Below are 14,647 nucleotides of genomic sequence, written 5' to 3' on the forward strand. Positions count from 1 at the left end.
CTCAACCGACGCTCAGACACCCTAGATCACCTCGACCTTAATCATGGCGTCTGTATTTCCAACAGTTTACAACTCAAATATTTGAAGGGACGCTTTTGGCCGTTTGCTGCCGTTCTTGAAGGAGGAGGACAGACGCATACAAGCCTCCTTGATCACTCAGCGTAGTGCCAGATGCTGCGGGCTCCAGCCCCCTCCCAGGGCTCGAAATGCGGCAATGGCAGCACGTGCCGATTCTGTCTGGGCTTGAGCTTTGGCGTCAGACGCACGCAGCAAGGTTTCATCGGCATTGAGCACCTCGATCAGGCTGGCGGCACCGTTCTGGTAAGCCACGAAGGACGACTGTCGGGCACTGCCCAGGGAGGTTTCGCCGGCCGTGAGGGTGGCTGTCTGAGTCTCGCGATTGACCAGCGCCGAAAAAGCGTTTTCGACGTCTTCGCTGGCGCGTAGAACCGACTGACGATAAGCCGCAAGCGCTTCAGCTTGCTGGCCCTTGGCCTGATCGATCTGCGCGTTGATACGGGCAAAGTCGAACAGTCGCCAGCGCAACCCAAGGACGCCGGCCGATTGCGCGGCGCCGCTGCTGAACAGGTTGCCACCTTGAGTGGTGGCGCTGCCGAGCAGGGCGCTGAGGGAGAATGTCGGGTAGTACTCGCTGATCGCCATGCCGATACGTGCGTTAGCCGCGACCAGCCGGCGTTCGGCGACAATCAGGTCGGGGCGGCGGCGCAGCAGATCTGCTGGCGAGCCAGTGGACGCCAGTTGCGGCGCACGTGGAATGGCACCTGCACCAGACAACTCGGCGCGATGGGTGCCGGGCGGGGTGCCGAGCATCACGTCCAACGCATTCATGGCCGCATCCAGGCCTGTCTGCAGTACCGGGACACTGGCCTTGACCTGCGACAGCTGGCCTTCGGTCTGCTGTACCTGGAACTGAGCGGCAAGACCCTGGCCATGCAGCAGGCGAACTTTTTCAAGGAGCTCCTGCTGGGTGTCGACCTGCCGCTGTGCAATCGCCAGCCGAGTCTGCAGGCCGCGAAGGGTGGTGTAGATATCGGCCGTTTGCGCAGCGACTGCGAGTCGCGTCGCCACGACGCCGGCTTCGGACGCCTGATAGTCGGCCAGCGTCGCTTCCCGGCCACGGCGCAGACCGCCGAACAGATCCAGCTCCCAGCTCGCGTCAAGGTTGGCCTCGTAGCTATTGCCGTAGCGGTTATAGCCCGCAGTGGCGTCAAGTATCTGACCCAGCGGCGTTTCCACCGATTGGTAAGCACGCGCCGCCTGGCCATTGAGAGTGGCGGACGGTAGCAGCGCGGCATCGGCTGCACCCAGCGCGGCGCGTGCCTGAGCAACTCGTGCCTGGGCCTGGGCCATGTCGAGGTTCTGCACAAGAGCCTGGCTGACCAGGGCACTTAATTGAGGATCGCCAAAGCCTTCCCACCAGGTCACGAAGTTTGCCGTGGTCGTCGCGGTTCGCGCCTCTATCGCTGGCCGGCCGATGTATTGCTCGGCCAGTGGAGCCTGCGGGCGATGGTAGTCCGGGCCAACCGCGCACCCTGCTGCCAGGCTGGTGCTTACCACAAGAGCAAGGGTACGGAACGCAGGCATGAGGTTTCTCTAAGGCCGATTTAGATAGTGACCATATTATAGATTGGTCACTATCTGTCAATCGGCCCACCACGGAGTTAAGCTGTGAACATGAATAAAGACATGAACACCTCGACCCAACGCGGGCCGCTGGATCACGAGATTCGCGACCAGATCATCAACGCGGCGATGCAGCACTTCGGCCATTACGGTTACGAAAAGACCACCGTTTCGGACCTCGCCAGGGCCATTGGTTTTTCCAAGGCGTATATCTATAAGTTCTTCGATTCCAAACAGGCCATCGGCGGGGTGATTTGCAGTAACCGCCTGGCCATGATCATGCAGATCGTCGAAGCCGCCATCGCCGAGGCACCGACCGCGTCCGAGCGGCTGCGGCGCCTGTTTCGCTCGATTTCAGAGGCCGGCAGCGATCTGTTCTTCCACGATCGCAAGCTCTACGACATCGCCGCAGTCGCCTCACGTGACCAGTGGCCGTCGGTCAAGATCCACGAAGTGCGGATCCGTGAACTTATCCGGCAGATCGTTCTCCAGGGCCGCGAGTCCGGGGAGTTCGAGCGCAAAACGCCGCTCGATGAAGCGGTTAACGCGATCTTTCTGATACTGCGTCCCTACGTTGATTCGGCTCAGTTGCAGTACAACCTCGACACCGCGCCGGAGGCCGCCGTGCATCTGCCAGCACTGATATTGCGCAGTCTCGCGCCTTAGATAATCGGCTGTGACCATTGACAGAATTGGTCACTAGTCTAAGAATGTGGTTCCTACATTGCTCTTGAGTAACGGAACCCATGCGCCTCAAGCCCGCCACCTTCGTGTTTTGCTTGCTGCCTATCGTCCTGGTGGCGTGCGGCGATTCGTCAGTCAACAGAGATCCGCGCAACAAGCCGCCGCTGGTCAGGGCGGCGACGGTCGAGCGGTCGTCCGAGATGTCTCGTGCGTTCACCGGCGTCGTGGTTGCACGTACCCAAAGTGACCTGGGTTTCCGGGTATCGGGCAAGATTCTCGAACGGCTGGTCGACACCGGTGAGACGGTCAAGCGCGGCCAGCCACTGATGCGCCTCGACCCCATCGACCTGCAATTGCAGGCGCGTGCGCAGCAGGAGGCCGTTGCTTCCGCCCGTGCGCTGGCCAGGCAGACGGCTGACGACGAGTCGCGTTATCGCGGGCTGGTCGCTGCCGGTGCGGTGTCGGCGTCGGCCTACGATCAAATCAAGGCCGCGGCAGACTCTGCCAAAGCCCGGCTCAGCGCGGCCCAGGCTCAGGCCGAGGTAGCACGCAATGCCACGGGCTACGCGGTGTTATTGGCCGACGCCGATGGCGTGGTGATGGACACCCTGGCCGAGCCCGGCCAGGTGGTCAGCGCCGGCCAGGCGGTGGTGCGATTGGCGCGGGCAGGGCAGCGCGAAGCCATAGTGCATCTTCCCGAGACCCTGCGCCCGGCGCCGGGCTCCACGGCTCAAGCCTCCCTGTATGGCAATGACGCAGCTGCCGTCGCGGCCAAACTGCGCTTGCTCTCCGAGGCCGCCGATGCCACCACTCGCACCTTCGAAGCCAGGTATGTGCTCGACGGTACGCTGGCGAATGCACCGCTCGGCGCCACCATTACCCTGAACATCGCAGAGGGTAAAAATGCGGGTCAGGTGGCGCAGGTGCCCATCGCCGCGCTCTACGACCCCGGCAACGGAACGGGCGTGTGGGTCATTGCCGGCGAGCCCTCGAGAGTCGCCTGGCGCCCCGTTCAGGTAGTCGGTATCGGTGATGATGCGGCGCGTGTCGCCGGCAAGCTCGACGCCGGTGAGCAAGTGGTCGCCCTCGGTGCCCACCTGCTGCAGGACGGTGAGCAAGTGCGACTTGCCCAGGCGGCGGTGACGCCGGTTGCCGGGAGTCAGCCATGAGTGAGGGGCGTTTCAATCTCTCCGCCCTGGCGGTGCGCGAGGGCTCCATCACCTTGTTCCTGATCCTGCTGATCGCAGTGGCAGGCACGCTGGCGTTCTTCAAGCTGGGCCGCGCCGAAGATCCGCCTTTCACCGTCAAGCAGATGACCATCATCACTGCCTGGCCGGGCGCCACTGCCCAGGAGATGCAGGACCAGGTGGCCGAGCCGCTGGAAAAACGCATGCAGGAGCTCAAGTGGTACGACCGCAGCGAAACCTACACCCGCGCGGGCCTGGCGTTCACCATGGTGTCGTTGCGCGATAGCACGCCGCCGTCGCAGGTGCAGGAAGAGTTCTATCAGGCCCGCAAGAAGCTTGGCGATGAAGCCAGGACGCTACCAAGCGGCGTGATCGGACCAATGATCAACGACGAATTCTCCGATGTGACCTTCGCGCTGTATGCGCTGAAGGCCAAGGGCGAACCGCAGCGCCAACTGGTGCGTGACGCCGAGTCGCTGCGCCAGCGGCTTCTGCACGTACCGGGGGTGAAGAAGGTGAATATCATCGGCGAACAGGCCGAGCGCATCTTCGTGTCCTTCTCCCACGACCGGCTGGCAACCCTGGGCGTAACGCCGCAGGACATCTTCGCCGCACTCAACAGCCAGAACGCACTGACGCCTGCCGGTTCGGTGGAAACCAGCGGGCCGCAAGTGGTCATGCGCCTGGATGGCGCGTTCGACAAACTGGCGAAAATCCGCGAAACACCGATTACCGTGCAGGGCCGCACGCTGAAGCTTGCCGACGTGGCAACCGTGGAGCGCGGCTATGAGGACCCGGCCACCTTTCTGGTGCGCAACGGTGGCGAGCCCGCGTTGCTGCTTGGTGTGATCATGCGCGAGGGCTGGAACGGGCTCGACCTCGGCAAGGCGCTCGACGCTGAAACAGCGAACATCAACGACGCGATGCCGCTCGGCATGACGCTGGCCAAAGTCACCGATCAGGCCGTCAACATCACGTCGTCCGTCGACGAATTCATGGTCAAGTTCTTCGTCGCCCTGCTGGTGGTCATGCTGGTCTGCTTTATCAGCATGGGCTGGCGCGTCGGCGTCGTGGTTGCCGCGGCCGTGCCGCTGACGCTGGCTATCGTGTTCGTGGTGATGGCCGCCTCGGGCAAGAATTTCGACCGCATCACCCTGGGCTCGCTGATTCTTGCCCTGGGCCTGTTGGTGGACGACGCCATCATCGCCATCGAAATGATGGTGGTGAAAATGGAGGAGGGCTACGACCGCTTCAAGGCGTCGGCCTACGCCTGGAGTCACACCGCTGCGCCGATGCTCTCCGGTACGCTGGTCACCGCCATCGGCTTCATGCCCAACGGCTTTGCCCAGTCCACGGCGGGTGAGTACACCAGCAACATGTTCTGGATCGTCGGCATTGCCCTGATCGCCTCCTGGGTGGTGGCGGTAGTGTTTACGCCGTATCTGGGCGTGAAGTTGCTGCCCGACATCAAGCAGGTCGAAGGTGGTCACGCGGCCATCTACAACACCCGCCACTACAACCGTTTCCGCTGGCTGCTGGCGCGGGTCATCACCCATAAATGGCTGGTGGCTGGCGCGGTCATCATCTTGTTTGTGGTTTCGGTGCTGGGCATGGGGCTGGTGAAGAAGCAGTTCTTCCCGACGTCCGACCGCCCTGAAGTGCTGGTCGAAGTGCAAATGCCGTACGGCACCTCGATTGAGCAGACCAAGGCTGCGACCATCAAGGTCGAGTCATGGCTGCGCAAACAGGAAGAAGCCAGGATCGTCACCTCGTACATCGGCCAGGGCCCGCCGCGATTCTTCCTGGCCATGGCGCCGGAACTGCCTGACCCGTCGTTCGCCAAGATCGTGGTGCTGACCGACAGCCAGGACGCCCGTGAAGCCCTCAAGCTGCGCCTCCGTGAAGCGGTCTGCGAAGGGCTCGTGCCCGAAGCCAGGGTGCGCGTGACGCAACTGGTCTTCGGCCCGTACTCACCCTACCCGGTGGCCTATCGAGTGATGGGACCGGACCCCATGAAACTGCGCGAAATCGCCACGCGCGTGCAAGGCGTATTGCACGCCAGCTCGATGATGAGAACCGTGAACAGCGACTGGGGCCCGCGGGTGCCCACGCTGCATTTTTCGCTGGATCAGGATCGCCTGCAGGCCGTTGGCCTGAGCTCCAGCGCCGTCGCGCAACAGCTGCAGTTTCTGCTCAGCGGCGTGCCGATCACCTCGGTGCGCGAAGACATCCGTTCGGTACAGGTGGTCGGCCGCGCGGCCGGTGATATCCGTCTTGATCCGGCGAAGATCGAGGGCTTCACACTGGTTGGCGCCGCTGGCCAGCGCATTCCGCTGTCGCAGATCGGCAAGGTCGAGGTGCGCATGGAAGATCCGCTCCTGCGCCGTCGTGACCGCACGCCGACCATCACTGTGCGTGGGGACATTGCCGAAGGGCTGCAACCGCCGGACGTCTCGGCAGCGGTGTGGAAAGACCTGCAGCCGATCATCAACACCTTGCCGGCTGGCTACCGAATCGAGATGGCCGGCTCCATCGAGGAATCGGGCAAGGCCAGCCAGGCGATTGTGCCGCTGCTGCCGATCATGATCGCCCTGACGCTGTTGATCCTCATCCTGCAGGTGCGCTCGATATCGGCGATGGTCATGGTCTTTCTCACCTCGCCGCTGGGCTTGATTGGCGTGGTGCCGGTGCTGCTGTTGTTCCAGCAACCGTTCGGCATCAACGCCCTGGTCGGGCTGATCGCGCTGTCGGGGATACTGATGCGCAACACGCTGATCCTGATCGGGCAGATCCATCACAACCAGCAGGAGGGCCTGGACCCGTACAACGCGGTGGTCGAAGCCACCGTACAGCGCGCACGCCCCGTATTGCTGACGGCACTGGCGGCGATTCTCGCCTTCATCCCCCTTACCCATTCGGTGTTCTGGGGCACCCTGGCCTACACCCTCATCGGCGGCACTTTCGTCGGCACCGTCATGACCCTGGTGTTCCTGCCGGCAATGTATTCCATCTGGTTCAAGATCCGCCCAAGCGACCAAGCCCATGATTTGAGCGTTGTGGCGAACGCCTGACGCCGCTTGCGACCAACGCGCTCTCCTGCAACTCGGGACAGCGCCGAACGATACAGAGAGGTTCCAATGAGCAACGTTCAACAGCACACACGCATCGTCGTCACCGGTACCGGCATGGTCGGGCCGTTGGGCTGTGGTGTGGATGAAGTGTGGCGACGCCTGCTGGCCGGGCGCTCGGGCATTCGCACACTGCCGGCGCACATCACCGAAGGCACGGGCGTGACAGTAGGCGGGCAGGTGCCCACGTTCGAGGAAGACGCGCTGGCGGGTTACCAACCCGAGCAGGTCATCCCGCCGAAGGAGCGCAAGAAGATGGACCGCTTCATCGAGTTCGCCCTGATCGCCGCCCATGAGGCGCTGGAGCAGGCGGGCTGGCACCCGACCAGTGAAGCCGAACAGGTTCGAACTGCAACCATCATCGCCTCGGGTGTGGGCGGCTTCGGCGCTGTTGCCGACGCGGTGCGCACCACAGATTCACGGGGGCCGCGCCGGCTGTCGCCATTCACTGCGCCGTCGTTCCTGGCCAATATGGCGGCCGGGCATGTGTCCATCCGCAACGGCTTCAAAGGTCCCCTTGGCGCGCCGGTCACCGCGTGTGCGGCAGGTGTCCAGGCGATTGGCGATGCGGCTCGCTTGATCAGAAGTGGCGAGGCCGACATCGCCATCTGTGGCGGCACCGAAGCGGCGATCGACCGTGTGACCCTCGGCTGTTTCGCGGCAGCGCGCGCTTTATCCACCGGCTTCGCCGAGAACCCGCAGCAAGCGTCGCGGCCGTTTGACCGTGACCGCGACGGTTTCGTGATGTCCGAAGGCGCCGGTTTGCTGGTGATCGAATCCCTGGAGCACGCCCTTGCACGTGGCGCCACACCGCTGGCGGAGTTGGTGGGTTACGGCACCAGCGCAGATGCCTATCACCTCACCGCCGGGCCGGAGGATGGCAATGGCGCTCGCCGCGCCATGCAACAGGCGCTGAGGCAGGCGGGCCTGAGCCCGGAGGATGTGCAGCACATCAATGCCCACGCCACCTCCACCCAGGTTGGCGACAACGGTGAGTTGGCCGCTATCAAGACGCTGTTCGGCGCCGATGCAGGCGTAGCTATCACCTCGACCAAATCCGCTACCGGCCACTTGCTTGGCGCTGCCGGTGGCATCGAAGCGATCTTCACGGTGCTGGCGCTGCGCGACCAGATCGTGCCGCCGACCCTGAACCTCGACAACCCGGACGAAGCCGCGACGGGGCTCGACCTGGTCGGGCTCAATGCCCGAAAAATGCCAATCACCTACGCGCTCTCCAATGGCTTCGGCTTTGGCGGCGTGAACGCCAGCGTGTTGTTCCGCCGCTGGGAGGCCACAACGTGAGGGCGGCGCGTGAAACCGTGACCCTCGGCAATGTAGCAGCCGGGCACAGCGGCACGCCGCTGACCGGCAAGATCGTGACGCTGCTGGCGGGGCTGTCTGCGATCAGCAGCCTGTCCACCAACATCATCCTTCCCGCCTTTGCGGACATCGGCCAGCAGCTCGGCGTGTCGTCTCGTGAGCTGGGTCTGACGCTTTCCAGCTTCTTCATCACCTTCGCGCTCGCGCAATTGGTGGTCGGACCGCTGGCCGACCGCTACGGCCGCAAGCGCCTGGTGCTCGGCGGCCTCTCTATGTTCGTCGTCGGTACGTGGGTTGCTGGCTGTGCCGGCTCATTCGACATGCTGATCGCCGGACGCGTCATCCAGGCCCTGGGTGTTTGCGCCGCCGCCGTACTGGCCCGCGCCATTGCACGCGACCTGTTCGAAGGCGAAACCCTGGCGCGAGCACTGTCACTGACCATGATCGCCACCGCAGCAGCTCCCGGTTTTTCACCGCTGCTCGGCAGCCTGCTGACCACCGCGCTGGGTTGGCGAGCGATTTTCCTGATGGTAGGGATTGCTGCCGTCGTCATCGCGTTTTTCTATGCGCGCGGCCTTGGCGAAACGCTGCCGGCTGAACGCCGAACCACACAGTCGATCCCACAAGTAGTAAGCGCCTACGGCCGGCTGCTCGCGCATAGCCGCTTCATTCTGCCGGGTGCCGCAGTGAGCTTGCTGATGAGCGGACTGTTCGCCTCTTTCGCCGCCGCCCCGGCGATCCTGATCAACGGCATGGGCTTGTCCTCCTTGCAGACGGGGCTGTACTTCGCCGCCACGGTATTCGTAGTCTTCGCCGCCGGCATGTCCGCGCCACGCCTGGCCCGCCGGTTCGGCAGTCGTACCGTTGCTACTGTCGGGCTGAGCACTGCGGTGCTAGCCGGCTGCCTGCTGCTGATCGGGCCGAGCCACCCAGGACTTGGCTGGTACTCGCTGTCGATGGTGATCTTCCTCTGCGGCATGGGCCACGCCAACCCGCTGGGGACGGCCATCACCATGGGGCCATTCGGCAAGGAGGCGGGGCTTGCGTCGGCATTGCTCGGGTTTTTGACAATGGGGGCGGCGGCGGTTACTACCTGGTTGGTGTCGGTGCTGGCGTATGCGCCGGTGTTGACCTTAGGCGTTATCCAGACCTCGGTTTGCTCAGTGGCGCTTATAGTGTTCTTTTTGGGTACACAGATCGAAAGCCGGGCGGCTAGACCTTAGAGATTCGATCCCACTGGTGTTGCCAAGCAAAGCGGGCAGGGGGCAGGCGGTTGGTAACCATAAACATTGAGTGACCGAATACTTCGATGACCAACCGTGGGCTGGTACATGAAATAGACGGTCACTGACCTGTAGTGCTCAGGAGCCCCTTAGAGCTGCTTCAGGGTTTCCTGAGTAATGGCTTCAAGGCCTGCTTCGGTGATTGTCTTCCAGTCGGTTTCTGTGGCCACTTTAACGTTCTCACTGACCAGCGTTTTCAAGGTCTGTTCAGGCATGCCAAGGGTTTTTATCTGAAGAAACGACTTGTTGCTCAGTACTTTGTCGAGCACCCCCTGCGTCATGGACCATGACCAGAATTCAATGATTTGTACTTTGACTTCACGGACATCAGGGGCACCAGGAGCGCTAACCACCTCATAGCCTGCCTGCTGATAAGCGCTGGCTACGGCATCACCTACCAGCTCTGAAACGGTACGGCCCTTGGGCAGCAGCACGTCGCCGATGGCCATATTGTAGTTATTGCGTTTACGAGCAATCGCCCGCTCGGTAATCGACTTGTCGTCGATCTCGTCGTACTTCAGTGAAGGCATGTCGAAGCTGGTAGGTTTGATCTGAAAAACTCGATCATCAACCGCGCGGATATAAACCTTCTTGCCATTGCTGGGGGCAGGTGTCTGAGTCTTGCCGGGCGGCAAAACATCCACTTCTGCCCTGTTGATAGCGCAACCGGCTAACAGTACCAATGCCACAACGGCCAAAATTCTGCGAACCATCATCGTTACTCCCTTTTATATTTGGCCTTCATAGGCTTGTCCAAAAGCTGGCCGAAAAAGAGTGTAGAAGACAAAACGCAGCTCAACCGCCTGGCTGACTTATGCGTTTGAGAGAGTGAACAGCACGAAAGCAATCGGCTCTGACCATGGCCTTTTGGTGGTTATCCCTTAACCCGCATATAGCGGGTATTTTTTGCCTGGAGGAAACGATGACCAGCAAGCCTGTCAGCCCGGTCGTTTACCGCGACCGGACCTTTCTCGATAAACACCCCGACCTGGGGCGTCTGCCGGAGTAGCGCTGCGGTCCATAAAAAATCGTCCTCAGGGATGCTTTTTTATTCCTGCAGAAAACCTTTTGCGAACCTGTGGCCGCTGCCGGGGTTCGCAAACTGCGAGAGGCATCACGCGGTGTATCGGCTGAACCGCAGTGATGGCTTCGCAGCCCTCGTTCCTCAGCAGCGGCTACATGCCTTAACTTGCGCCTGGAGCTGCAGCGGATGCTGGCGGCGGCGTGCTGGTGCTCGCGTTCGCAGCCTTGTCGTCCGCGGCTTGAAGATCCTGCAGCGCTGCAGAATATTGATCAGACTCGGCTTTGGGTACCATCTGCCATGACGGCTTGCGCAACGCATAGAAGATAAACGGCGGCACGCCTGCCACGATCAACCCCAGCAACAAAATCCCCGCATACTCAAAAAATGGCATGCTGCTGAAGCTGTTCGGTGGAATAAAGCCGAAAATCAGCGCCACACAGGTCGAAAACAACCCCAGATAGCACCAGCCATGCAGCCCCTTGAGCACATAACCGCGTTTTACGTTGGGCTGTGTTTTACGCAGCTTCATGGCCGCCATAAACATGAATACGTAAATGATCAGGTACATCAGTGCAGCCATCGCGCTGATCATCCAGAACGCGTCGGATACGTTGTCGAGAAAGATGTAAATCGTCGACAGCAAGGTGACGATGATGGCCTGCAAATACAGAATGTTTTTCTGCACGCCTTTCTTGTTCACCTCCTGCATCACAGGTGGAAGCATCCCGGCCTTGCCGACAAACAGCAGGCCTGTGGACGGTCCGGCTGTCCAGGCCAGAACCCCGCCCAATGCACCGATAATCAGCAATATGGCCATGATCGGGGTTGCCCAAGGCATGTCGAAACCCTGGAAGAACGCAGCATAAGCCTGGATAACCCCGGCGGTAAGGCTGGTTGAGTCAGCAGGTACCACCAGCGAAATCGCCACCGTAGGCGGGATAAACACTAGCAGGATCATGAAGAAGGCCAACAGAATCGCTCGGGGCATTTCTTTTTGCGGGTCGCGCAATTCCCGGGCGTGAATGGCGTTCATTTCGATACCGGCAAACGCCAGGAAGTTACTCACAATCAGAACCAGGCCAGTGACGGCGCCGGTGAATTCCTGCCAAAAATCCGGGTGCAGGTTGCGCGAGCCTGATTTAACTGTGGTGTGGGTATCGAAAATGGCCGGAATCAAGGCATCCCAGGTCAGCGGTGTTGCTGATTCATGCCCCAGCACCAGCCAGGCCACGCCGAGCAAAACCAGCAGCGCGGCGGGCAATGCGGTGCCCAGCAGCATGAACCATGATGTCAGCTTCGACAGTGCCGTCAGCCCGTTAAGTGCCACAAATGTCGATAGCCAGTACAAAACGATGATGACCGCGGCAGTAAAGACACCGCTTTTGGCCAGTTCCGGGTTGATCAGATACGCCATGGTGCTTGCGCCAAACCCAAGCACAATCGGGTACCAGACCACCACTTGTACCCACATGAACCACATGATGAAAAAGCCCGGGCGGTCGCCGTAGGCTTGCCTGACCCAGCCATAGATTCCGCCGTTCCAGCCGGTGCCCAGTTCGGAGGCGACCAGGGAAACCGGGATAAAAAACAGCAGTGCCGGGATGACATAGAGAAAAACCGAACCCAGGCCATACACGGCCATGCTGGGCAGTGAACGAATACTGGCAACGGCTGCAACCATCATGAAGCAGATGGTGAGCCAAGACATGTAGGTTTTAGCTTTGCTGGTGGTAGCCATGAGTACCCGCTCCCTTACGCGAATTCGTGCAACAGGCTCAGATTGAGCGTGCGGCTAAGGTATTCGGCGGCCAGTTGACCGCGAACGCTGTTACCGGCCACATCCAGTGGCGGGGCAAAGGCGGCGATAGCGCAAACGCCGGGAACCACAGCCAGAATGCCGCCACCGACCCCGCTTTTACCCGGCAGGCCGACCTTGTAATACCAGTCGCCTGTGGTGTCATACAGACCATTCAAGGTCATTTCGGAGAGGATTGGCGCCACGTGTTTGGCTGCCACTACTTGCTTGTCAGTAATCGGGTTGACGCCGCCGTTGGCCAGGCACGCGCCCATGGTCACCAGGTCATGACAGGTAATCGCCACCGAGCATTGGCGGGTGTACACATCACACACTTGCATGGGGTCGGCGTACATGTAGCCGTAACTTTGCAGCAGCCAGGCAATGCCGCGATTGTGTTGATTGCTGCTGGTTTCGGATTGGTAAACCTCGTCGTTTACTGTCAATTCGCGCCCGGCAAAAGCGTTGTAGGTGGCCTGTATCCGGTCCCAGCGAGCTTGGGCGCAATCGGCCTCAACCAGGCTGACAGTGGCCATTGCGCCTGCGTTCACAAAGGGGTTGAGCGGTCGGCCTTTGTGCAGTTCCAGGGCCACCACCGAGTTGAATGGCTCACCGGTGGGGTCGCAGCCGATCTTGCTGCGCAAGGCCTGTGGACCTACCTCATCGAGTACATGGGAGAGGGTGAATACTTTGGAAATCGACTCGATGGCGAAGGCGTAATCCGTGTCGCCTACCTCGGCATGGGTGCCATCGCAGAACATGATGCTGATGCCGAACAGATGGGATGGCACTGAGGCCAGGAAAGGAATGTAGCTGGCATTCTTGCCGTGCTGATTACCTGAATACCGTTGCAGTGCCTGCTCCAGTGCCTGTTTGACCGTGCTGTCTGCGGTCGTGGGTCTTTGCTTCATCGCGCTCGCTCCGTGAGTACTTCAAAGAAACGGAACTATAGATCGGAAAATACACGGTGGTCGGGAATCGGACAGCAGACTCAAAATGCTTGTCTATGCTGGCTTGGCGAAGGCTGAGTCAAAGTGAATAAAACAGACCCTGCATTACTCAAGGAGAGTTCTTATGGCGTTGCACCGCATCAAGCACAAGTCGGCCACAGATCCCGTTTTTGGTTCTTCTGAACTGGCTCACGCCGCTGTGACCAAGGGCTTCCCGGAGGCGGAGCAGTCGCCACGAGATGTATACCAGTTGGTCCACGATGAGCTGTACCTGGATGGCAACGCCCGCCAGAATCTCGCCACTTTTTGCCAAACATGGGAAGAGGATGAAGTTCACAAGCTGATGGACCTGTCGATCGACAAGAACATGATCGACAAGGACGAATATCCGCAATCGGCGGAACTGGAGAACCGTTGCATCCATATGCTGGCGGATCTATGGCATTCCCCGGCGGCGGCCACCACCCTCGGCACTTCAACTGTAGGTTCCAGTGAAGCTTGCATGCTTAGTGGTCTGGCTGCGTTGTGGCGCTGGCGTGCGGTGCGCAAAGCGGCTGGCAAGGCTGCTACTACGCCGAATATGGTGTGCGGTCCGGTGCAGGTTTGTTGGCACAAGTTTGCCCGTTACTGGGATATAGAAATCCGTGAAGTACCGATGTCCGAAGGGCATTGGTTCATGAGGCCTGAGGACATGCTGGAGCGGGTCGATGAAAACACCATCGTGGTGGTACCGACCTTCGGCCAGACATTTACCGGTCTGTATGAAACCGTAAAACCGTTGTCCGATGCCCTGGACGATCTGGAAAAAAGCAGCGGCCTGAGTGTCGACCTTCACGTCGATGGTGCAAGTGGCGCGATGCTGGCGCCGTTTTGCGCACCGGACATTCTTTGGGACTTTCGTATACCGCGGGTCAAGTCCATCAGCACCTCCGGGCACAAGTTCGGCCTGGCACCGATAGGCGCGGGTTGGGTGGTTTGGCGCGATGCGAAGGAACTGCCGGAAGGCCTGATTTTTCATGTGAACTATCTGGGCGGCGACATGCCGACTTTCGCCCTGAACTTTTCGCGCCCGGCCGGGCAGATCATTGCCCAGTACTACAACTTCTTGCGCCTGGGGCGTGAGGGGTATGAGCGTATTCATTCTGCGTGCTACGAAACAGCGCAATTTTTGGCGCGAGAGCTGGTCAAGATCGGGCCGTTCGAGATGCTCTACAACGGTGATCCGCAATTGGGGATCCCGGCGCTGACCTGGCGTTTGAAGCCGGGGGCGAAAACCAATTACTCCCTGTATGACCTGGCGGACCGCCTGCGCGTCCGCGGTTGGCTGGTGCCAGCGTACAGCTTGCCTGCCAATGTAGAAGAGGTGGTGGTGCAGCGGATTCTGGTCAAGCAGGGGATGTCGATCGACATGGCCAAATTGTTGCTGGCCGACTTTGTGCGGGATATTCAATTCTTCGCTGAGCATCAGCCCCACGGCTTTAAAGGCCGTGAAGCTGAAGCGGGAAATCATGCCGGACGGTAGAAAGCGATAATCGAAATATACTGTGCTCGTCAAAAACCCGAGCACAGTAGTTATTTCATAGGGTCAAAAGTATCTCGGGCCTTTCAACCGCGCCCACGTTTTTCTTTGAT

10 protein-coding genes are annotated in these 14,647 nt (G+C 60.5%); 6 read left to right on the top strand and 4 right to left on the bottom strand.

Translation table 11 applies throughout. The annotated features are described in order from the left end of the window. Window positions 1–156 precede the first annotated feature (156 nt). Window positions 157–1,605, bottom strand: a complete 1,449-nt coding sequence (locus tag JQ845_RS12980; protein ID WP_203009109.1) for an efflux transporter outer membrane subunit — start codon at window positions 1,603–1,605, stop codon at window positions 157–159. A gap of 90 nt (window positions 1,606–1,695) precedes the next feature. Here JQ845_RS12980 and JQ845_RS12985 point away from each other — a divergent pair, with 90 nt between their 5' ends. The 5 genes from JQ845_RS12985 to JQ845_RS13005 all read left to right on the top strand — a co-directional run bounded on the left by JQ845_RS12985 (window position 1,696) and on the right by JQ845_RS13005 (window position 9,186). Further along, window positions 1,696–2,310 (top strand): TetR/AcrR family transcriptional regulator, encoded by a 615-nt coding sequence (locus JQ845_RS12985; protein WP_003442276.1) that lies wholly within the window; start codon window positions 1,696–1,698, stop codon window positions 2,308–2,310. Between the two features lie 80 nt (window positions 2,311–2,390). Beyond that, on the top strand, window positions 2,391–3,497 hold the full coding sequence (locus tag JQ845_RS12990) for an efflux RND transporter periplasmic adaptor subunit (RefSeq protein ID WP_203009110.1): 1,107 nt from the start codon (window positions 2,391–2,393) through the stop codon (window positions 3,495–3,497). Next, window positions 3,494–6,586 carry an efflux RND transporter permease subunit gene (locus tag JQ845_RS12995; protein WP_203009111.1) on the top strand — a complete coding sequence of 1,031 codons (3,093 nt, stop codon included), beginning with the start codon at window positions 3,494–3,496 and terminating at the stop codon, window positions 6,584–6,586. The genes JQ845_RS12990 and JQ845_RS12995 overlap by 4 nt, the downstream gene beginning before the upstream one ends. Before the next feature lie 66 nt (window positions 6,587–6,652). After that, window positions 6,653–7,945, top strand: a complete 1,293-nt coding sequence (gene fabF / locus JQ845_RS13000; protein WP_161718963.1) for a beta-ketoacyl-ACP synthase II — start codon at window positions 6,653–6,655, stop codon at window positions 7,943–7,945. Window positions 7,946–7,962: 17 nt separating this feature from the next. After that, window positions 7,963–9,186, top strand: a complete 1,224-nt coding sequence (locus JQ845_RS13005; RefSeq protein ID WP_236010210.1) for a multidrug effflux MFS transporter — start codon at window positions 7,963–7,965, stop codon at window positions 9,184–9,186. Window positions 9,187–9,335: 149 nt separating this feature from the next. Here JQ845_RS13005 and JQ845_RS13010 read toward each other — a convergent pair whose 3' ends face one another. The 3 genes from JQ845_RS13010 to glsA all read right to left on the bottom strand — a co-directional run bounded on the left by JQ845_RS13010 (window position 9,336) and on the right by glsA (window position 12,976). After that, window positions 9,336–9,959, bottom strand: coding sequence for a flagellar biosynthesis protein (locus JQ845_RS13010; protein WP_127196369.1), 624 nt, complete (start codon window positions 9,957–9,959; stop codon window positions 9,336–9,338). A 471-nt stretch (window positions 9,960–10,430) separates the two neighbouring features. Further along, window positions 10,431–12,008, bottom strand: a complete 1,578-nt coding sequence (locus JQ845_RS13015; protein ID WP_127196320.1) for an amino acid permease — start codon at window positions 12,006–12,008, stop codon at window positions 10,431–10,433. A 14-nt stretch (window positions 12,009–12,022) separates the two neighbouring features. Continuing rightward, complete coding sequence (gene glsA / locus JQ845_RS13020; RefSeq protein ID WP_203009113.1) at window positions 12,023–12,976, bottom strand: glutaminase A; 954 nt, start codon at window positions 12,974–12,976, stop codon at window positions 12,023–12,025. A gap of 163 nt (window positions 12,977–13,139) precedes the next feature. Here glsA and JQ845_RS13025 point away from each other — a divergent pair, with 163 nt between their 5' ends. Next, entirely contained in the window at window positions 13,140–14,537 is a 1,398-nt protein-coding gene (locus JQ845_RS13025) for a glutamate decarboxylase (RefSeq protein WP_203009114.1), read from the top strand. Window positions 14,538–14,647 lie beyond the last annotated feature (110 nt).

The organism is Pseudomonas paraversuta (assembly GCF_904063065.1).
GTDB classification, from domain to species: domain Bacteria; phylum Pseudomonadota; class Gammaproteobacteria; order Pseudomonadales; family Pseudomonadaceae; genus Aquipseudomonas; species Aquipseudomonas paraversuta.

Excerpts from the sequence above, each read along its gene's own strand:
- JQ845_RS12980 (WP_203009109.1), bottom strand. The coding sequence starts at position 1,605 with ATGCCTGCGTTCCGTACCCTTGCTCTTGTGGTAAGCACCAGCCTGGCA.
- JQ845_RS12985 (WP_003442276.1), top strand. The coding sequence starts at position 1,696 with ATGAATAAAGACATGAACACCTCGACCCAACGCGGGCCGCTGGATCAC.
- JQ845_RS12990 (WP_203009110.1), top strand. The coding sequence starts at position 2,391 with ATGCGCCTCAAGCCCGCCACCTTCGTGTTTTGCTTGCTGCCTATCGTC.
- JQ845_RS12995 (WP_203009111.1), top strand. The coding sequence starts at position 3,494 with ATGAGTGAGGGGCGTTTCAATCTCTCCGCCCTGGCGGTGCGCGAGGGC.
- fabF (WP_161718963.1), top strand. The coding sequence starts at position 6,653 with ATGAGCAACGTTCAACAGCACACACGCATCGTCGTCACCGGTACCGGC.
- JQ845_RS13010 (WP_127196369.1), bottom strand. The coding sequence starts at position 9,959 with ATGGTTCGCAGAATTTTGGCCGTTGTGGCATTGGTACTGTTAGCCGGT.
- JQ845_RS13015 (WP_127196320.1), bottom strand. The coding sequence starts at position 12,008 with ATGGCTACCACCAGCAAAGCTAAAACCTACATGTCTTGGCTCACCATC.
- glsA (WP_203009113.1), bottom strand. The coding sequence starts at position 12,976 with ATGAAGCAAAGACCCACGACCGCAGACAGCACGGTCAAACAGGCACTG.
- JQ845_RS13025 (WP_203009114.1), top strand. The coding sequence starts at position 13,140 with ATGGCGTTGCACCGCATCAAGCACAAGTCGGCCACAGATCCCGTTTTT.